The sequence below is a fragment of the Curvibacter sp. T50 genome, assembly GCF_057219955.1.
The window spans coordinates 612,645-631,138 of sequence record NZ_JBXVVU010000001.1; the positions used below are offsets into that span (position 1 = coordinate 612,645).

General features: G+C 67.5%; 17 protein-coding genes and 1 pseudogene. 5 read left to right on the forward strand and 13 right to left on the reverse strand.

Annotation, left to right across the window (positions count from 1 at the left end; all coding sequences use genetic code 11):
• Window positions 1–21: 21 nt before the first annotated feature.
• Genes eda through AC2EBU_RS02960 form a run of 6 tightly spaced genes read right to left on the reverse strand, consistent with a single transcriptional unit; the run spans window position 22 to window position 6,014 of the window.
• Window positions 22–669 carry a bifunctional 4-hydroxy-2-oxoglutarate aldolase/2-dehydro-3-deoxy-phosphogluconate aldolase gene (eda, locus tag AC2EBU_RS02935; RefSeq protein ID WP_484608887.1) on the reverse strand — a complete coding sequence of 216 codons (648 nt, stop codon included), beginning with the start codon at window positions 667–669 and terminating at the stop codon, window positions 22–24.
• Complete coding sequence (gene edd / locus AC2EBU_RS02940) at window positions 666–2,567, reverse strand: phosphogluconate dehydratase (protein ID WP_484608888.1); 1,902 nt, start codon at window positions 2,565–2,567, stop codon at window positions 666–668. Before edd ends, eda begins: the two co-directional genes overlap by 4 nt.
• Window positions 2,568–2,627: 60 nt before the next feature.
• Window positions 2,628–3,647 (reverse strand): TRAP transporter substrate-binding protein, encoded by a 1,020-nt coding sequence (locus tag AC2EBU_RS02945; protein ID WP_484608889.1) that lies wholly within the window; start codon window positions 3,645–3,647, stop codon window positions 2,628–2,630.
• A 42-nt stretch (window positions 3,648–3,689) separates the two neighbouring features.
• Window positions 3,690–5,000, reverse strand: coding sequence for a TRAP transporter large permease (locus tag AC2EBU_RS02950; protein ID WP_484608890.1), 1,311 nt, complete (start codon window positions 4,998–5,000; stop codon window positions 3,690–3,692).
• Window positions 4,997–5,515 (reverse strand): TRAP transporter small permease, encoded by a 519-nt coding sequence (locus AC2EBU_RS02955; RefSeq protein WP_484608891.1) that lies wholly within the window; start codon window positions 5,513–5,515, stop codon window positions 4,997–4,999. The genes AC2EBU_RS02950 and AC2EBU_RS02955 overlap by 4 nt, the downstream gene beginning before the upstream one ends.
• The gene (locus tag AC2EBU_RS02960; protein ID WP_484608892.1) at window positions 5,508–6,014 is read right to left on the reverse strand and encodes a gluconokinase; all 507 of its coding nucleotides are present in this window, start codon (window positions 6,012–6,014) and stop codon (window positions 5,508–5,510) included. Before AC2EBU_RS02960 ends, AC2EBU_RS02955 begins: the two co-directional genes overlap by 8 nt.
• Before the next feature lie 171 nt (window positions 6,015–6,185).
• On the opposite strand from AC2EBU_RS02960, the gene gntR reads away from it, so the two are divergent.
• Window positions 6,186–7,211 carry an HTH-type transcriptional regulator GntR gene (gene gntR / locus AC2EBU_RS02965; protein WP_484608893.1) on the forward strand — a complete coding sequence of 342 codons (1,026 nt, stop codon included), beginning with the start codon at window positions 6,186–6,188 and terminating at the stop codon, window positions 7,209–7,211.
• 170 nt (window positions 7,212–7,381) lie between these two features.
• Here the strand turns inward: gntR and AC2EBU_RS02970 are convergent, their stop codons facing one another.
• A complete protein-coding gene (locus AC2EBU_RS02970) occupies window positions 7,382–9,541 on the reverse strand; it encodes a 3-hydroxyacyl-CoA dehydrogenase NAD-binding domain-containing protein (RefSeq protein WP_484608894.1) in 2,160 nt (719 codons plus the stop codon).
• Window positions 9,542–9,561: 20 nt separating this feature from the next.
• Window positions 9,562–10,767: an acetyl-CoA C-acetyltransferase gene (locus AC2EBU_RS02975; protein ID WP_484608895.1), complete on the reverse strand. Its 1,206-nt coding sequence runs from the start codon at window positions 10,765–10,767 to the stop codon at window positions 9,562–9,564.
• A gap of 268 nt (window positions 10,768–11,035) precedes the next feature.
• Here AC2EBU_RS02975 and AC2EBU_RS02980 point away from each other — a divergent pair, with 268 nt between their 5' ends.
• Window positions 11,036–11,782 carry a metallophosphoesterase family protein gene (locus tag AC2EBU_RS02980; protein WP_484608896.1) on the forward strand — a complete coding sequence of 249 codons (747 nt, stop codon included), beginning with the start codon at window positions 11,036–11,038 and terminating at the stop codon, window positions 11,780–11,782.
• A gap of 38 nt (window positions 11,783–11,820) precedes the next feature.
• Entirely contained in the window at window positions 11,821–12,984 is a 1,164-nt protein-coding gene (locus AC2EBU_RS02985) for an acyl-CoA dehydrogenase family protein (RefSeq protein ID WP_484608897.1), read from the forward strand.
• Window positions 12,985–13,186: 202 nt separating this feature from the next.
• Here AC2EBU_RS02985 and AC2EBU_RS02990 read toward each other — a convergent pair whose 3' ends face one another.
• The 5 genes and pseudogenes from AC2EBU_RS02990 to AC2EBU_RS03010 all read right to left on the reverse strand — a co-directional run bounded on the left by AC2EBU_RS02990 (window position 13,187) and on the right by AC2EBU_RS03010 (window position 17,247).
• Window positions 13,187–13,531, reverse strand: a complete 345-nt coding sequence (locus AC2EBU_RS02990; protein WP_484608898.1) for a type II toxin-antitoxin system PemK/MazF family toxin — start codon at window positions 13,529–13,531, stop codon at window positions 13,187–13,189.
• A gap of 212 nt (window positions 13,532–13,743) precedes the next feature.
• Window positions 13,744–13,986: an oxidoreductase-like domain-containing protein gene (locus AC2EBU_RS02995; protein WP_484610100.1), complete on the reverse strand. Its 243-nt coding sequence runs from the start codon at window positions 13,984–13,986 to the stop codon at window positions 13,744–13,746.
• 3 nt (window positions 13,987–13,989) lie between these two features.
• Window positions 13,990–14,250: pseudogene (locus AC2EBU_RS03000) on the reverse strand (DUF1653 domain-containing protein); the annotation flags it as partial.
• Entirely contained in the window at window positions 14,250–14,675 is a 426-nt protein-coding gene (locus tag AC2EBU_RS03005) for an MAPEG family protein (protein WP_484608899.1), read from the reverse strand. The gene AC2EBU_RS03005 and the pseudogene AC2EBU_RS03000, both read right to left, overlap by 1 nt.
• Before the next feature lie 133 nt (window positions 14,676–14,808).
• The gene (locus AC2EBU_RS03010; RefSeq protein ID WP_484608900.1) at window positions 14,809–17,247 is read right to left on the reverse strand and encodes an alpha/beta hydrolase fold domain-containing protein; all 2,439 of its coding nucleotides are present in this window, start codon (window positions 17,245–17,247) and stop codon (window positions 14,809–14,811) included.
• Between the two features lie 145 nt (window positions 17,248–17,392).
• Between AC2EBU_RS03010 and AC2EBU_RS03015 the strand changes: the two genes are divergently transcribed.
• On the forward strand, window positions 17,393–17,941 hold the full coding sequence (locus tag AC2EBU_RS03015; protein WP_484608901.1) for a DUF4124 domain-containing protein: 549 nt from the start codon (window positions 17,393–17,395) through the stop codon (window positions 17,939–17,941).
• A complete protein-coding gene (locus AC2EBU_RS03020) occupies window positions 17,938–18,489 on the forward strand; it encodes a DUF4124 domain-containing protein (protein ID WP_484608902.1) in 552 nt (183 codons plus the stop codon). Before AC2EBU_RS03015 ends, AC2EBU_RS03020 begins: the two co-directional genes overlap by 4 nt.
• Window positions 18,490–18,494: the final 5 nt, after the last annotated feature.

The window sequence follows — 18,494 nt, forward strand, 5'->3', positions numbered from 1 at the left end:
CGTGGCCTGTCGGCGCGCCGATCAGGTCGCGGGAGAATCCGTTGCCGGCCCCCAAAGCGCGCTGGCAGCCCGCGCCAATGCGGTGATGCCGGCCCAGTCGCGCCTTTCGAGCATGTCCGGCGGCGTCAGCCAGCTGCCACCGACAAAGGCCACATTGCGCTGCGCCAGATAACTGCCCAGGTTGTCGGGGTGGATGCCGCCCGTGGGGCAAAAGCGAATCTCGGGCAAGGGCCCGGCCAGCGCCTGCAGCATGGCCAGGCCGCCAGCCTGGGCCGCCGGAAACAGTTTGAGCAGACCAAAACCTTGTTCGCGTGCCGCCAGCACTTCGCCGGGGGTCATCACACCGGGGATGAAGGGCAGCCCGGCATCACACGCCGCCCGGACCAGCGTCTGGGTCAGCCCGGGTGACAGCGCCAGGCGGGCACCGGCCGCGCACACCGAAGCGACTTCGGCCGCGCGGGTGACCGTGCCGGCCGCCACGACCATCTGCGGCACGTCGCGCGCCACGGCCTCGATGGCCTGCAGCGCCTGGGGGGTTCGCAATGTGATCTCCATCACATCGATGCCACCGTCCAGGAGGGCGTGTGCCAGCCGGACCGCCTGGGTGGCATCGTGCAAGGCAATGACCGGCACGACACGGGACTGAAACCGGGGCAGGGCGATCATCATGAGTCCCACAGAGGTGATGCGCCGGCCTCGGCGGCGCCGACATGGCGTCGAAACAGGCTGAAGAGTTCCCGCCCGCTGCCGGTTTCATGGGCCGTCATCCGGGGATGGACGATCGGCCGGGCGGCGAGTGTGCTGGCATCGACTTCCAGCCGCAGCTCCCCACGCTCACAGTCCAGTGTGATCATGTCCCCGTCGCGCACACGGGCGATGGGGCCGTCGGCCAGCGCCTCAGGGCTGAGATGGATGGCCGCCGGCACCTTGCCCGAAGCACCGGACATGCGGCCGTCGGTTACCAGTGCGACGCGAAACCCCTGGTCCTGAAGATTGGCCAGAATCGGCGTCAGGGAATGCAGTTCCGGCATGCCGTTGGCACGGGGCCCCTGGTAGCGCACCACGGCGACCAGATCCCGCTGCAATTCGCCACGCTGGTACAGGCCCAGCAAAGCATGCTGGTCGGACACCACCACCGCCGGGGCGCGCACCACGCGATGTTCCGGTTTGACGGCGGAGACTTTCACCACGCTGCGACCCAGGTTGCCGCGCAGCAGGCGCACACCGCCGTCCGGGCTGAACGGGCGGCTGACCGGGCGCAAGACCGATTCATCGCCCGAGGCCTCCGGAGCCGAGCGCCACGCCAGGGCAGCCCCGTTGCCATCCGCACCGGCGCCGATCAATTCGGGCTCGCAGGCGTAGGCCAGCAGGCCGTGTCCCATGACCGTATCCACGTCCGGATGCAGCAGGCCGGCCTGCAGCAGCTCGCGGATCAGGAATCCCATGCCGCCCGCGGCGTGAAAATGGTTTACGTCGGCTGTGCCGTTGGGGTAGATGCGTGCCAGCAAGGGCACCACCGCCGACAGGTCGGCCATGTCGCCCCAGTCGATCAGAATGCCGGCCGCGCGCGCCATGGCCACCAGGTGCAGGGTGTGGTTGGTGCTTCCGCCGGTAGCCATGAGCCCGACGATGCCGTTGACAATTGTCTTTTCGGTCACGATGTCGGCCATGGTGACACGGGGCGGTGGCTTGCCGGAGGCCGGTGGCGTCGCCAGGCCTGTCAGCATCACCGCGCGGCGCACCGCCGCAGCGGTCAGGGCGGCCCGCAAGGGAGTGCCCGGCGGTACAAAACTGCTGCCGGGCAGGTGCAAGCCCATGATCTCCATCAGCATCTGGTTGCTGTTGGCCGTACCGTAGAACGTGCAGGTTCCAGCCCCGTGGTAGGCCTGGCTCTCGGCCTCCAGCAGGGCTGCGCGATCCACTTCGCCGCGCGCGTAGCGTTGCCGGATACGTGCCTTCTCGTCGTTGGACAGTCCCGACGTCATCGGCCCCGCCGGTACGAACACCACGGGCAGGTGCCCGAACTGCAGTGCGCCGATGAACAGTCCGGGGACAATCTTGTCGCAAACGCCCAGCATCAACGCGGCGTCGAACACGTTGTGCGACAGGGCCACCGCCGTGGCCAGCGCGATCACGTCGCGCGAGAAGAGCGACAGCTCCATCCCCGCCGTCCCTTGGGTGATGCCATCGCACATGGCGGGCACCCCACCGGCGACCTGGGCTGTCGCACCCACTGCGCGGGCCGCCGAACGGATGTGTTCCGGATAGGTTTCGTAGGGCTGGTGCGCCGACAGCATGTCGTTGTAGGCCGTCACAACCCCCAGGTGCGGCAGCCGTGCGGCATGGATGGCCAGCTTGTCCGGAGTTGCCAGCGCAGCGCCAACATGGGCCATGTTGGCACAGCCCATGCCCTGGCGCTGTGTCCCCGCCTTGAGCTGGGCCGCCATGCTCGCGCGGTAGGCCTCGCGGGTGGACTCACTGCGCCGGGCAATGCGTTCGGTGACCGACTTCAGGGTCGGGTGCAACGCCGGCAATGCAGGCGGCGGGTCGGCAATGCAATCACTCATGGTCAGTCCATCGTGGCGGATCGGCCGGCCCGGGCGACCCGGAGAGGCCGATGCAGCGAGTTATTTGCCCCCGCGCAGCTTGGCCAGCGCAGCCTGGGTTTCGTTCCACAGGTCCATGCCGACGTTGGTCGCGATGGTGGCGTTGACCGCGGTGAGCTTGTCGCGCATGCGGGCCGTTTCGGCGGGCGAAAGTTCGTTGATCTGCATGCCTTTGCCCTTGAGGTCGGCCAGCGCTTTGCCGGCTTCCTCACGGGTGTCCTTGCGCTCGAAATCGCGGCTGATGACGGCGGCATCCCGCAGGATCTTCTGCTCGTCCTTGGACAGCTGGTCCCACCACTTTTTGCTGACCGTGACGATCCAGGGGCTGTAGACGTGATTGGTCACGCTGAGATATTTCTGCACCTCGTAGAACTTGCTCGACAGGATGGTGTTGTACGGATTCTCCTGACCGTCGACCGTCTTGGTTTCCAGCGCCGTGAACAGCTCCGAGAAAGGCATCGGCACGGCGTTGGCACCCAGTGTGCGGAAGCTTTCCAGGAACACGTTGTTCTGCATCACGCGCAGCTTGATCCCTTCGAAGTCTTCAAACTTCTGCACCGGTCGCTTGCTGTTGGTCAGGTTGCGGAAACCGTTCTCCCAGTAAACCAGCCCGACGAGGCCTTTTTCCGGCAGCTTGTCCATCACCTTCTTGCCGATCGGGCCGTCCAGAATGGCGTCTGCTTCCTTGCTGTTGTTGAAAAGGAACGGGGTGTCCCACAGCGCCATCTCCTTGGTGATACCCACCAGGGTGGCGGTCGAGCCGACCATCATCTCCTGAGCGCCACCGATCAGCGCCTGCTGCATCTGCGTGTCGGGCCCGAGCGCGGCCGCGCCGATGGCTCGCACCTTCATCTTGCCGCCGGACGCTTTCTCCACATGGTCGGCGAAGACCTTGACGGCGCGACCCTGGTTGCTTTGTTCGTTCAGGCCATAACCGAAGCGGATGAGGCGCGGCTTGATGTCCTGAGCGACTGCCAGCATCGGGCTGGCGAACACGGCACAGGCAGTGGCAGCCAAGAGCGTGCGGCGAATATTGGTCATGGGATATCTCCTGTGGAAGGGTTGCCGGTGGTTACGGACGGATCAGCGCAGCCACGCCACCGGCGCTGTGACAAGCTGAGGAAAAGCGACCAACAGGGCCAGGAGGGCCAGGTAGGTCACAAGAAACGGATTGACGCCGCGAATAATCTCGGCGAGTGGTATGCGGCCGACGCCGGCCACCACATTGAGGACGGTGCCCACCGGCGGCGTGATCAGCCCGATCGCGCCGTTGAGTACGAACATCAGCCCGAAGTACACCGGGTCTATGCCCGCCTTGACCGCAACCGGCAACATCACCGGCGCCAGAATCAGTATGGTGGGTGTGAGGTCGAGCGCGGTGCCGATCAACACCAGCACCAGCATCATCACCACCATCAGCAGACGCGGGTGCTCGATCAGCGGACCCAGCCAGCCGGTCAGCACGCCAGGCAGGTCGGCCAGCGTAATCATGTAGCTGGCCACCTGCGCACCGGCGCACAGGAACATGACAATGGACGTGGTGCGTGCCGCGCGCACCAGCACCGGTCCGAGGGCCATGACCGACAATTCGCGGTGGACGAACAACGCCACCAGCAGCGCATAGAACGCCGCCACCACCGCCGCTTCCGTGGGTGTGAAGACGCCACTTTTCATGCCGCCGATGATGATCACCGGCATCAGAATGGCCCACACCGCCCGGGCGGTCGCACGCAGGCGCGAGGCAAGAGGCAGCCTGGCACCGCCGGGCAGATCGATACGCCGCAGCACCCATTTCCAGGCCACGATCAGGCCGGCGCCCATCATCAGGCCCGGCACGATGCCGGCAAGGAACAGCGCTGAAATCGAGGTGTTGGTGGTGACCCCGTAGATCACCAAAGGCATCGAAGGGGGAATGATGGGCGCGATGATGCCGCCCGACGCGATCAGCCCCGCCGAGGTGCGCATCGGGTACCCCTGGTCGCGCATCATGGGCAGCAAGATGGTGGCGAGGGCCGCCGTGTCGGCCAGGGCCGACCCGCTCATGCTGGCCATCAGCACGGCAGCGCCAATGGCCACGTAACCCAATCCACCCCGGATATGTCCCACCCAGGCCTGGGCCATGTCGATGATGCGCCGGCTGATGCCCCCCGCGTTCATGAGTTCGCCGGCCAGAATGAAGAACGGCACCGCCAGCAGCGGAAAGCTGTCCACGCCGCTGACGAGGTTCTGCGCCAGCAGTTGGGTATCCCAGAATCCCATCACCCACGCCATGCCCGCGCCGGTCAGCACCAGGGCCAGCGCCATGTTCATGCCGATGCCCATCAGCACCAGCATGCCCAGGCAGAATATGACGAAGGCTTGGGCCTCCATGCTCAGGCCGCCCAGAGGCATCATTCGGCCTCCAGACCGCTGTGGCGGTCAAAAGGCTGATTGCGGATCAGCTCGACCAGTGCCATGGTGCCGATGGCCAAAGCGCACAGCAGGGCGGGCAAGGGGAGCAACGCGGTCGAATAGCCCAGTACGACAGAGTGGCTGCCCAGGCCGACCACGACCTGTTGCCAGGCCCCCCAGCCGATCAGTGAGCAAGCCAGCAAGACCAGCAGACGGATCAGCACCGTCACGGCCTTCAAGGCCCGCTGACCCAATCGGTCGAGCAGGCTGGTAAATGCCATGTGCTCGCCGCGCGGATAGGCTGCCGAAGCGCCAATGAAAACCATCCAGACGAACAACAGGCGCGACAGCTCTTCACTGGCGGCCAGGCCCATGCCAAATCCGTAACGCAGCACCACGTTGACGAACACCGCCAGTGCCATGACCGCCAGGCACGTGGCCATCGCGACATTGGCCAGACGCTGGCTCCAGTGGACAGGCTCGTCGCCCGGGCCGGAGGGATGGGTGGTTTCAGACATGGGGTTTCTCCGCAAGCAGCCAGTCGCGCACTTGTTCGCACAGGTGCTGGGGACTTTGCATGGCGTCCAGCGTCAACACCCCGGGCTCGGCGTCCGGGCGTTGCAGGGTCTGGAACTGGCTGTCGACCAGACTGGCCGGGAAGACATGCCCCGGACGGGCGGAAACCCGTGCACGCGCCTGATCGGGGGTCAGATCGAGGAACACGAACCGCAATGAGGCCGCTGCCGCACGGAGCTGGTCCCGGTACGCCCGTTTGAGCGCCGAGCAGGTCAGGACGACGCCCTCGGGGTGGCCACGCAAGGCAGCGGCCAGCGTTGTCAGCCAGGCGGCGCGGTCATCGTCGGTCAGGGCGGCGCCGCTGCGCATCTTGGCCAGACTGGCCGGGGAATGAAAATGGTCTCCCTCCAGCAAAGGCAGACGCAGTGTCGCGGCGCAGAGGGCGCCGATACTGGACTTGCCACAGCCGGCAACACCCATGATCACCAACGGCGGTTTCACTTCGGTCTTTGGCATTGGTAGCGCTATCCCGGATGATCAAAAAAAATTGGAATGACCAAAACCCAAAAAAAACAATCGAGATCAACAACAATCGAGAAAATTACCGTTGTCGTCGATCTTGGATAGCGCTATCCTACCCATCTCATACCCCTTTTGCATCCGGAATAACCCTTGTCTCAAACCGAACGAAAGCGACGCCCGAGCGGCCGGGTCACGCTGGCCGAAGTCGCCCAACAGGCGGGCGTCAGCCCGATCACCGCGTCCCGCGCGCTCCGGGGTGAAAGAGCCGTCACCGCCGATCTCGTTGCCCGGGTCCAGGCGGCCGCAGACGCCCTCGGCTATATCCCCGACCCCGCCGCACGTGCGCTGGCTTCGCAGCGAAGCACCCAGGTTCCGATCCTCGTGCCGCTGTTGTCCAACGCGCTGTTTGTCGATCTTCTGGAGGCCGTCCACTCCACCCTGGCGCCCCATGGCTACCAGACGCTGATTGGCGTCACCCATTACCAGCCGGAGCAGGAGGAACAGCTGTTGCGTACCTACCTGACCCACCGCCCCGCCGGGTTGTTGCTGACCGGGTTCGACCGCACCGAGGCGGGCCGCCAGCTGCTCGCGCGCAGTGGTTTGCCCTGTGTGCACCTGATGGAGCTGACCCGTGCCGAAGGCGTCTATTGCGTGGGCTTTTCCCAGGAACAGGCGGGCGAGGCCATCACCACGCACCTGGTCGCGCGGGGCTATCAGCGTATTGCCTTTGTTGCGGCACAGCTTGACCCCCGTACCTTGCAACGGGCCTTGGGATACCGCCGCTGCCTGCAACAGCGCGGAATGTATGACCCCCGGCTGGAACTGCTGAGTCCCCAGCCGTCGTCCATGGAACTCGGCGGCCAGTTGCTGGCGCAACTGGTCCAGGCGCATCCGGATTGCGACGCGGTGTTCTTCTGCAACGACGACCTCGCCCAAGGCGCGCTGCTGATGGCCCTGCGACTGGGAATCGCCGTGCCCGGCCGCCTGGCGGTGGCCGGCTTCAACGACTTGTCCGGCAGTGACCAGATGGTGCCGCCGTTGACCACGGTGCGAACCCCACGCAAAGCCATTGGCGCGGAAGCCGCGGCCGTCTTGCTGCGGCTGATCCGTGGGGAATCGCCCGAGCCCGCCTCCCGCGATCTCGGTTTCGAGCTGATGGTGCGCCAGAGCACCTGAGATGCCGCCCGAGGTAATCCGGGCTCGTCCCCACACGGCCTGCCAACACCTTGTTCACTACATATTCGATAGCACGAACTCACCTTTTCGCGCTGGGTATCGCCTGATATCGCCATAAAAAAGGCCCGCCAGTCACCCGGCGGGCCATTTGGGCAAAGGTGACGGCGGCTTCAATACACCGGCTGGTGCTTCTTCAGCGCGTCAATCACCGCAGGCGTCAGCGCAAAGCCGGCGCCGAACTTGGCCGCCAGCTCACCGGCGCGTTGGGCAAACGCGTCCAGGCCCTGGCTGAAGATGAACTGCAGCGCGCCGCCGGTCCAGGCCGGGAAGCCGATGCCGAAGATGGAGCCGATGTTGCCGTCGTGCACCGTGGTCAGCACGCCTTCGCTCAGGCAGCGGGCGGTTTCCACCGCCTGGCGGTACAGGATGCGGTCTTTCACGTCCTGCAGGTTCCAGGCGACGCCGGGCTTCTCGAAGCGGGTCTTGAGCTCGGGCCACAGGCGCTTTTTCTGGCCTTCGGGGTAGTCGTAGAAGCCCCCGCCGGCGGCGCGGCCGGCGCGCTTGAATTCCTTCACCATGCGCTCGACCAGCAGCTCACCCGCGGTGGCGGTGTAGGCCTTGCCCTCGGCGGCGAAGTCGGCGCGGGTCTGCTCCATCACGTGCACGCTCAAGGAGAGCGAGGTTTCGTCGATCACCGCCAGCGGACCCACGGGCATGCCGACCTGCATCGCGGCGTTTTCGATCACCGGCGCGGGGATGCCTTCGTCCAGCATGGCCGCGCCTTCCATCACGAAGGTGCCGAAGGTGCGGCTGGTGTAGAAGCCGCGCGAGTCGTTCACGACGATGGGGATCTTGCCCAGCGCCTGCACGTAGTCGAAGGCGCGGGCCACGGTCTCGTCGTCGGTCTGCCGGCCGCGGATGATTTCCACCAGCTTCATCTTGTCCACCGGGCTGAAGAAGTGGATGCCGATGAATTTGTCCGGATGGGCGCTGGCGGTGGCCAGGCCGCTGATCGGCAGGGTGGAGGTGTTGCTGGCGAAGAAGCCGCCCGGCGCCAGCATGGGCTCGGCCTCTTTCGTGACCGTGGCCTTGAGCTCGCGGTTCTCGAACACCGCCTCGATGATCAGGTCGCTGCCTTGCAGGTCGGCGGCACTGGCGGTGGGCGTGATGCGGCGCAGCAGCTCGGCCTGGTCGTGCGGGCCCATGCGGCCCTTGTCCACGCGGGCCTGGGTGAGCTTGGCGCTGTAGGCCTTGCCGTGTTCGGCCTTCTCCACGCTCACGTCCTTCAGCACCGAGGCGATGCCGCGGCTGGCCTGCGCATAGGCGATGCCCGCGCCCATCATGCCGGCGCCCAGGATGCCGACCTTCTTCGGCTTGTAGCGCGGCACGTCCTTCGGCCGGCTCTGGCCGCTCTTGATGGCGTTGAGGTTGAAGAAGAACGTGTTGATCATGTTCTTCGCCACCGGGTTGACCATCAGGCCGGCCAGGTAGCGGCTCTCGATGCGCATCGCGGTGTCGAAGTCCACCTGTGCGCCTTCGACCATCGCGCACAGCGCCGCCTCGGGGGCGGGGTACAGGCCGCGGGTGGTCTTCTTGAGCATGGCGGGCGCCACCACCAGGCCCTGCGCGATGGCCGGGTTGCTGGGGGTGCCACCGGGCATCTTGTAGCCCTTGCGGTCCCAGGGGTGCTGGCAGGCATCCAGATTGCCCTGCACGCTGTCGATCCAGGCGCGGGCGGCGGGCATCAGCTCGGCGTCGCTGTCGACCAGCGCATGCACGAAGCCCAGTTTCTGCGCCTCGGCCGGGCCGAACAGCTTGCTCTCCAGCACGTAGGGCTGCGCGCCCATCAGGCCCAGCTGGCGCGTCATCTTGGTGATGCCGCCGCCGCCGGGGATCAGGCCCAGCGTCACCTCGGGCAGGCCGAACTGCGTCTTGGGGTTGTTCACCGCGATGCGGTGGTGGCCCACCAGCGCCACTTCCCAGCCGCCGCCCAGCGCGGTGCCGTTCAGGCAGCTCACCACCGGCTTGCCCAGGGTTTCGATGATGCGGAAGTTCTTCTTGATGCGCTCGATCTCGACAAAGACGCGTTTGGCGTCCTCGGGTTTCATGCGCATCACGCCCTTGAGGTCGGCGCCGGCGAAGAAGGTGCTTTTGGCCGAGGCCAGGATCACGCCGCGGATCGCGTCCTTGTCCTTGAGCACCTGGGCGGCCACGGCGTCCAGGTCGTCCTGCCATTGCAGGCACATGGTGTTGACGGGGGAGTTTTCTTCGTCGAAGGTGATGACGGCGATGCCGTCTTCGATGCCGTACTGGATGGTCTTGGTTTTCATGGGAGAGGGTTTCCGGTGAGTCAGATGCGCTCGACGATGGTGGCGATGCCCATGCCGCCGCCCACGCACAGCGTGGCCAGGCCATAGCGCAGCTGGCGACGGTGCAGCTCGTCGATGAGGGTGTTCAGGATCATGGCGCCGGTGGCGCCCAGGGGGTGGCCCATGGCAATGGCGCCGCCGTTGACGTTGACCTTGTCGTGCGGCACGCCCATCTCCTTCATGAACTTCATGGGCACGGCCGCGAAGGCCTCGTTGACCTCGAACAGGTCGATCTGGTCGATGGTCAGGCCGGCCTTGGCCAGCGCCTTGCGCGTGGCGGGCATGGGGCCGGTGAGCATGATGGTCGGGTCGGCACCCGACAGCGCCACCGCCACGATGCGCGCGCGCGGCTGCAGGTCGTGGGCCTTGGCGGCGGCCTCGCTGCCGATCAGCAGCGCGGCCGCGCCGTCCACGATGCCCGACGAATTGCCGGCATGGTGCACATGCTGGATGCGCTCGACCTGCGGGTAGCGTTGCAGTGCCACGGCATCGAAGCCCATCGCGCCCATCTGGTCGAACGCGGGCTTCAGCGAGGCCAGGCCTTCCAGTGTGGTGCGCGGCTTGATGAATTCGTCTTCCTCCAGGATGGTCTGGCCCAGCCAGTCGGTCACCGGCACCACCGAGCGGGCGAAACGGCCCTCGGCACGTGCGGCCGTCGCGCGCTTCTGGGATTCGAGCGCGTAAGCGTCGACGTCTTCGCGGCTGAAGCCTTCCATCGTGGCGATCAGGTCGGCGCCGATGCCCTGCGGCACGAACAGTGTCTTGCTGTTGGTTTCGGGGTCCATGGCCCAGGCGCCGCCGTCGGAGCCGATCGGCACGCGGCTCATGCTCTCCACGCCGCCGGCCACCACCAGGTCTTCCCAGCCCGAGCGCACTTTCTGCGCCGCCATGTTCACCGCTTCCAGGCCCGAGGCGCAGAAGCGGTTGAGCTGCACGCCGGCGCACTGGAAGTCCCAGCCCGCCTTCAGCGCGGCCACCTTGGGCAACACCGAGCCCTGCTCGCCCACCGGCGCGACGATGCCCATCACGATGTCGTCCACCTGCGCGGTGTCCAGATCGTTGCGGCGCTGCAGCTCGGTCAGCAGGCCGGCCAGCAGGTTGATCGGCTTGACCTCGTAGAGGCTGCCGTCTTTCTTGCCCTTGCCGCGCGGGGTGCGGATGGCGTCGAACACAAATGCTTCACTCATGGGAATCTCCGGGTTGTACGGGGAGGGTGGTCGCGGAAAAAGGCCCGCCTGGGGTGCCAGTATATATTTTTACAGAGCGTTTGCTTTGTATAAATCGCGAACTGTGGAGTTTGACCGGGTCCGCATGGTGCGCTGGCAGGGTGTGAGACCGCGGCTTTCCGGCCGCGGCACCGCGTTGCGGTCGGCCCGACCGTCGGGAAAACATGGACAGGGCCTCGTGTCCTGTGGTCCAATTTCACCAAGCAATCGCTTTGTAAAAATAAATCCGATGCGCATCGCCTTGTTATCCGACATTCACGGCAACCTGCCGGCCCTGGAGGCCGTCCGGGCCGACATGAGCGCGCGCGGCGTCGATGTCGTCATCAACGCGGGCGATCTGCTTTCCGGTCCGTTGTGGCCGGCCGAAACCGCCGACCTGCTGATGACGCTGGGCTGGCCCACCATCACCGGCAACCACGAACGCCAGTTGCTCGCCTGCGCCCGGCGCGCGGGGGGCGCCTCCGACCAGTTTGCCTGGCAGGCAACCACCGCGCGCCACCACGCCTGGCTGCGTTGCCTTCCCGCCACCCTGGCGCCGGCGCCGGACGTGCACGTCTGCCACGGCGCACCCGGCAATGATCTTGAATACCTGCTCGAAACCCTGGGCCCCGGCGGCTCCCGCCCGGCCACGGTGGATGAGGTGCGACTGCGGCTGCGCACGCCCGAGGCGCGTGCCGCGCGTCTGCTGCTGTGTGGCCACAGCCACGTGCCCCGCGTGCTCGCAGTCGATGGCACCTTGTGTGTCAATGGCGGCAGCGTGGGCCTGCCCGCCTACGACGACGACCATGGGGTCTTCCATGTCCATGAAACCGGTTCCCCCCACGCCCGCTACGCCTTGTGTTCGCGGGATCAGCCCGGGGGCGACTGGTCGGCCCTCGTGATCGCTGTCGAATACGACTGGGCTGCCGCTGCCGCCCGCGCCCAGGCCAACCAGGCCCCTGACTGGGCGCGCTGGCTGGCGACCGGGCGCGCCTGAATCCTTTTCCGATCCACTCCAACCCATCGAGGAATTCCATGATCGAACGCACCCTGTTCACCGCCGACCACGAAGCCTTCCGCGACAGCTTTCGCCGCTTCATCGAAAAAGAGATCACCCCCTTCCACGAGGCCTGGGAAGAGCAGGGTTACGTAGACCGCGCCGTCTGGAACAAGGCCGGCGACAACGGCTTTCTCTGCGCCACCATGCCCGAGGCCTACGGCGGCGCCGACGCGGACAAGCTGTATTCCGTGATCCAGTTCGAAGAACTGTCGCGCGCCGGCGTCACCGGCATTGGCTACAGCCTGCACAGCGAGATCGTGGCGCCCTACATCCTGCACTACGGCACCGAGGCCCAGAAGCAGAAGTACCTGCCCAGACTGGCCACCGGCGAGATGATCGGCGCCATCGCGATGAGCGAGCCGGCGGCGGGTTCCGACCTGCAGGGCATCAAGAGCACTGCAATCCAGCAGCCCGACGGGGCCTATCTGCTCAACGGCAGCAAGACCTTCATCACCAATGGCTGGCACGCCGATCTGGTGATCGTCGTGGCCAAGACCAACCCGGCCGCCGGCGGCAAAGGCACCAGCCTGCTGCTGGTGGAGCGCGGCATGCCGGGCTTTTCGGTTGGCAAGCGGCTGAAAAAGCTGGGCCTGCGGGCGCAGGACACCTCCGAGCTGTTCTTCGACAACGTGCGCGTGCCGGCCGAGAACCTGCTCGGTGGCCCGGCGATGGAAAACCGCGGCTTCATCTGCCTGATGGAGCAGTTGCCCTGGGAGCGGCTGCAGATCGCGATCACCGCGGTGGCCGCCGCGCAGTCGGCCATCGACCAGACCGTGGCCTATGTGAAGGAACGCAAGGTGTTCGGCCAGGCGGTGGGCGCGTTCCAGAACACGCGTTACACGCTGGCCGAGCTGCAGACCGAGGTGCAGGTGGCGCGCGTGTTCGTCGACAAATGCTGCGAGCTGGTCTGCCAGGACAAACTCGACACCGAGACCGCCAGCATGGCCAAGTACTGGTGCTCGGACCTGCAATGCAAGGTGATGGACGAATGCGTGCAGCTGTTCGGCGGCTACGGCTACATGTGGGAATACCCCATCACCCGCGCCTACGCCGACGCCCGCGTGCAGCGCATCTACGGCGGCACCAACGAAATCATGAAAGAGGTGATTTCGCGCGGCATGGGGCTGGGTGGGCGCTGAGGTGCTTCGCGAACGCCGAACCACTTCAGTATTGATAGCTGCTAGTGTCCATCCGGCGCTGGGAAAGTGCTCATCTGAGCTGAAAATTGGCTTCCTTGACCCGATTGATGTGGCCCGCAGGGCGTGACCTGGTGGGTGGCGCGGCGCGAGTTTGGCAAGGTCTGCGGCGGCGCATGCCGGCCCCGGCAGGCACTTAGCCCCTTCAGGCATCCAGCACGCGGCGCAGGCACATCAGCACCTCCTGCATCAGGACGTCGGGCGCGCGCTCCACCCGTGTGGCCTGGCGCGAGGCCCAGTCCAGCGACTTGATCTGGTGGGCATGCACCTGCCCGTCGGTGCGCAGCCCCTGGCCCATCAGCGACACCAGAAATCCGGCGCTGCGGGCCGCCTCTGCCGCTCCGCCGGAAATGGGGCACACCATGGCCAGCTTGAAGCGGGCGTTGAAGGCCCGGGGTGACACAACGAGGCAGAAGTGATTGCCCTTCATCTCCCGCCCGCTGGCCGGATCGAAGGCCAGGTGCAGGATGTCGTCCCGGTCGGGCGTCACAGTTCGGCTCCGGCCGGCCCCAGCTCGTCCCAGCCCTCGGCCCGACACAGGCCGGCGGGCGTCGCGTCCAGCAGTTCGGCCAGGGATTTGCGCGGACGCTTAGGCCGAAGACGGTGAATGCATCAAAAGTGCCACATCCCGGCGTCAAGGGTCGTGCGACGCTTTCGGGCATCACGGCGTGGTAGCGGTCTGCCTCAATACCCCCGCCCCGATCACGTGCCCGCCTGCCCCAGCCAGACCAGCGCGTCCGCCCGCCAGTGCGCCAGCGCAGCGTAGTAGCCTTCCCACACACACCCGTTGCAGCCGCGGCCGCAGCAGGTGTCGGGCTCGGGCGGCGGCGGGCGCAGGGCGGCGTCCAGGCAGGTGGCGCGCTCGCGCACGGCCCGCCCGCGCAGATGGGTGATCAGGGCGCGGGCTGCGGGCAAATCCGCCAGTGGCACGGTCGCCGCGTCCACCGGGGCAAACCGCGGCTGGCGGCGGCCATCGAATTCGCCCGTTTCCACAAACATGGCCGCCGGCCGCACCCACAGGCCGGCGGCGGGGTCGGGCCGGGCATCGCGCGGGTCGGCGGCTGCCAGCGCGCGGTACAGCGTCTGGGCCGTCAGCGTCTCGCTGCAGCGCACGGTGGCCAGCACTTCGTACCAGTTGCCTTTGTAATGGCGGTACAGGCCCGGCGGCGCCACCGGCGACAAAGGCGGCAGATCGTCGTCCGTCGCCATCAGAACACCCGCTGCGCCGCCGCCACGATCAGGCCGATCAGCGCCAGCGACGACAGGATGAACAGCACAAACCGCACCTCGATGCGGTTGATCAGCGCCTGCACCAGGCTGTGCACCACCCGCAAGCCGGTGTAGGCCCAGGCCAGCGCCACCTCGGCACCGCTGCCGCCGCCGGCCAGCACCAGCGCCAGCACCACGGCGTAAAACAGCGTGGGCTGCTCCATCAGGTGGTTGTAGTTGTCGGCCTTCCAGCGCACCGATGGCGGCAGTTGGTTCATCTGCTCGCCGCGCGGCGCGTTCGAGTCGGGCTTCATGCGCGCGCGGCGCATCGCCGGCAGCCGGGTGACGTACATCCACAGCCACATCACCATGGACCAGGCGGCGAGCGCCACCAGCGGCGCCAGCAGGGGGTTGGTTGGGGTCATGGGTAACTTCCTTTCATGAACTTTGATATGAAAACCATAGCTGAAAACGACCTTTTAATGCTGGGTATGGGCCGTTTTTATCCAAGAACGCACCCGCACAGCCACCACACCCTGCCCGGAGCGTCCAGCGCGCTCACTGCAACTCGTAATCCGCCAGGTTCGGCCGTCGCACCGCCTTCACGTATTCCGCGGTGAAGCCCGGAAACAGGGCGGTGATGCGTCCGTCCGGGGCGCGGTACCAGCTGCGGCACAGGCTCCAGACCGAGCCGGCCAGGCGCTGCTGCAGGGCGTTGTTGTGGGCGCGCATCACGTCGGGGAGCACGGCGATGCTGCGGTGGCCGCCGCGGCGCACCGCGTCCATGCAGGCCAGGGCGTGCTGCACGCCGGGCTCGATGTACAACAGGGTGCTGGTGTGGCCGGTGGCGGTGTTGGGGCCGAGCATCAGGAACAGGTTGGGAAAACCCGCCACGGTGATGCCGTGGTAGGCCTCCGGGCCACGGGCCCAGGTCTCGCGCAGCGTGCGCCCGCCCGCACCGGTGACGGTGACCGAGCCCAGCAGCTGCACCGTGTCAAAGCCGGTGGCGCAGACCAGCACGTCCAGCGGGTGTTCGCGGCCGTCGGCGGTGACGATGCCGCCGGGGGTGACCCGCTCGATGGCCGCCGTTTCCAGCGCCACGTTCGGGCGGGTGAGGGCGGGGTAGAAATCGTTGCTGTAGATGATGCGCTTGCAGCCCAGCGGGTAGGGCGGCACCAGTTTTTCCCGCAGGGCGGGGTCGGGCAGCTGGCGGCGGCGGTGGGCCTCGGCGGTGCGCAGCATGCCGCGGCGGGCCAGTGTGCCCTCGTCAAAGCCGCGCCGGCCCCATTCGAGCACCTGCGTCCAGCTCCAGCGCACCAGGCGCGCATAGGGCGGAAAGTGCGCCAGGGCATGGTCGAGGGCGTTGTAGCGCCGGTCCAGCCGGGGCAGCACCCAGTTGGCGGTGCGCTGGAACACCGTCAGGTGCCCGGCCTGCGCCGCAATCGGCGCCACCAGTTGCGACGCGGTCGATCCGGTGCCGATCACCGCCACACGCCGGCCGGCCAGTGGCACGGCGGCGTCCCAGCGGGCCGAGTGCAGGCGCTGGCCGGCAAAGTCGTCCAGACCGGGGATGTCCGGCCAGCGCGGCTGGTTCAGCGGGCCGGTGCTGCAGACAAAAAAGCGGCTGCGCAGCCGGTCGCCCCGGTCGGTGGTGAAGTGCCACAGGCCGCTGGCCTCGTCAAAGCGCGCGTCGGTCAGGCAGGTGCCCAGGCGCAGGTGGGCCAGCAGGCCACGCCGCTCGGCCAGCGCCTGCATGTAGCGCTGGATTTCGGGGGCGCCGGCAAAGCGCCGGCTCCAGCCGGGGTTGGGCGCAAAGCTGAACGAATACACCGGCGAGGGCACGTCCACATGCGCGCCGGGGTAGCGGTTGTCCCACCAGGTGCCGCCCAGGCCGGGCTGCTTTTCCAGCAGCACGAAGTTGTGCCGGCCGGCGTTCTGCAGGCCGATGGCCATGCACAGGCCGGACATGCCGGCGCCCAGGATCACCACCTCGTGTTCGGTGTCCTGCGGCGGCGTGGCGGCGGCCAGCGGCCCGGCCAGGAAGTGCGCCATGCGGTTGATGGCGGCGTCGGCGCTGGGCAGCGCGCCGGTGTGGGCCTGGAACACATGCCAGCGCCCGGGGGTGATTTCACAGCGCACGGCGTTGCCGGCGGCGGCCAGCGCGTCGTGCAGCGCCAGCGCCTGCGGGTGCAGCAGCTCGTCGGTGCCGGCCTGGATCAGCACCGGCGGCAGGCCGCGCAGGTCGGCCCGCAGCGGCGACACCAGCGGGTGGGCGCGCGGGTCGCCCCCGGGTTCGCGCGCCGCGTCGGCGGTGGCCGGTGCCCGCCAGCCGGCCACCGCCCCTTCACCCACGTAGAACGCCGCGCAGGCCTGCGCCCAGGCCACGCTCAGCATGGCTTCGCCCGGCGGTTCGGCAGGCTCCGGGTCGGGCGGCAGCAGATCCACCCAGGGCGAGAGCAGCAACAGGGCCGCCGGGGCGGGCCCGCCGGCGTCGCGCAGCGCCAGCGCGGTGGCCAGCGCCAGGCCACCGCCGGCGGAGTCACCCGCCAGCACCAGCGGGCCCTGGGTCGCCAGGGCGCGCGCGGCGGCGAGGGCGTCGTCCAGCCCGGCGGGGAAGGGGTGCTCGGGCGCCAGCCGGTAGTCGGCCGCAAACACCGGCAGGCCTGTGACCCAGGCCAGCCGGGCCACGAGCGCGCGGTGGGTGGCCGGGCTGCCCACACAGTAGGCGCCGCCGTGCAGGTAGAGCAGCGCACCGGGCCGGGCCGGACCGTGGCGGCGCCGCGCCCATTCGCCGGGCACACCGCCCACGCTGGCCGCTTCGATGGCCACGGCGCGGCTGACCAGCGCAATTTTGGACAGGCCCGCCAGCCAGCGGCGCTGGAACGGAATCGACACCCGCGGCGAAAACACCGGCTTGAGCAGGACTTTCAGCGTCCAGCGCAGCACAAGGGCAACAAAAGCCTCCCGCCATCCGGATGGGGGATACTGGTAAACCATGGACAGCTCTCCAGAAATGACGGTGCAGTGTAGCGAGGCCACCTGCGGCGGGTCTGGCACGTGGGCGACGCCCCGGTCGCCCCGCCTGGGGCCAGGCCAATCGCTACGGAAAAGAGAGCAAAAAGCGACCTTTTTCCGATGGATATTGACCATTTTTGCCATTTTTCTGGCGCCCGCCGTGCTGGCCAGCCCGCTGGTGCGATGTGAGGACGGTCAGGGCGGGGTAACGTATACCGACCAGCCCTGTCCGGCCGGTGAGGAGCAACGCCGCGTGGCGCCACCGCCGGGCAGCCGTCCGCGCTGGGAAATGCCACCGCCCGAGACCCGGGCCCGCATCGCCGCCGAGGCCCAGGTGGCGCTGGAGGCCCAGTGGCAGCGGGAGGTCGCGGTCACCCTGGACACCCGAGGCCTGCGCGCGCTCAACCTCACGCCACGGGACGTTTTCTGGCACCTGGGCACCGAAGAGCGCATCGCCTTCATCCCCGCCAGCCTGCCGGGCAACCGCATTGAGCCCGGCCGCAGCCTGAATCTGTCGGGGCGCGGAGCGCCCGCCGGCAAGGTTGTCGTCTTTTATTGGTGGTACAAAGGCGACGAAATCCAGCCGGGCAGTGGCATTCACGGCCCGGACCGGGTGCGCCGTGTCCTGCTGCAGGTACCGGGCCCGCCAACCGATCGAGATCGAGCCAAGCCATGACCCACAACCGAGCCCCGCACCACCGCCTCTGCCGGCACGCCCTGCTGCTGCTGGCCACCACGGCCGCCCTGTGTGGCCCCGCCGCTGCCGTCAACCGCTGCACCGACGCGCAAGGCAAGGTCACTTTTTCCGACCATCCCTGCCCGTCGGACACCCAGGGCGGCGCGATTGTGGTCAAACCCGCCACCGGCAACGCCGGTCCCACCACCCGCAGCGTGCGCACCTACACGCCCAGCAACCCGCCGCCGGCAACCGTGTCGGGCAAACGGGCGCGCATCGCGGCGCTGGACGAAGCGATCGCCAACCTGGTCAAGAAGATGGAAGCCGACAACCAGGAAAGCGCCCGCACCGTCGACAAGCTCTATCGCGAACTGGCCGACAAAGAGCGCATCGCCAACATGACGCCCGAGGCGGCGCGTGCCTCGCAGGCGGTCACCTTCAACCACATCCGTTCAATCCAGAACGCCGCCGGCGAGCGCAACCGCGAGTACCAGAGCCAGCTGATGCAGCTCCGGTCCGAAAAAGACGAACTGCAACGCATGCCCTGAGGGGC

Coding starts and splice junctions, on each gene's coding strand:
- AC2EBU_RS02955 (WP_484608891.1), bottom strand. CDS start 5,515: ATGTCTGAAACCACCCATCCCTCCGGCCCGGGCGACGAGCCTGTCCAC.
- AC2EBU_RS03010 (WP_484608900.1), bottom strand. CDS start 17,247: ATGGTTTACCAGTATCCCCCATCCGGATGGCGGGAGGCTTTTGTTGCC.
- AC2EBU_RS02950 (WP_484608890.1), bottom strand. CDS start 5,000: ATGATGCCTCTGGGCGGCCTGAGCATGGAGGCCCAAGCCTTCGTCATA.
- eda (WP_484608887.1), bottom strand. CDS start 669: ATGATGATCGCCCTGCCCCGGTTTCAGTCCCGTGTCGTGCCGGTCATT.
- AC2EBU_RS03020 (WP_484608902.1), top strand. CDS start 17,938: ATGACCCACAACCGAGCCCCGCACCACCGCCTCTGCCGGCACGCCCTG.
- edd (WP_484608888.1), bottom strand. CDS start 2,567: ATGAGTGATTGCATTGCCGACCCGCCGCCTGCATTGCCGGCGTTGCAC.
- AC2EBU_RS02985 (WP_484608897.1), top strand. CDS start 11,821: ATGATCGAACGCACCCTGTTCACCGCCGACCACGAAGCCTTCCGCGAC.
- AC2EBU_RS03005 (WP_484608899.1), bottom strand. CDS start 14,675: ATGACCCCAACCAACCCCCTGCTGGCGCCGCTGGTGGCGCTCGCCGCC.
- AC2EBU_RS02945 (WP_484608889.1), bottom strand. CDS start 3,647: ATGACCAATATTCGCCGCACGCTCTTGGCTGCCACTGCCTGTGCCGTG.
- AC2EBU_RS02980 (WP_484608896.1), top strand. CDS start 11,036: ATGCGCATCGCCTTGTTATCCGACATTCACGGCAACCTGCCGGCCCTG.
- AC2EBU_RS02970 (WP_484608894.1), bottom strand. CDS start 9,541: ATGAAAACCAAGACCATCCAGTACGGCATCGAAGACGGCATCGCCGTC.
- AC2EBU_RS02975 (WP_484608895.1), bottom strand. CDS start 10,767: ATGAGTGAAGCATTTGTGTTCGACGCCATCCGCACCCCGCGCGGCAAG.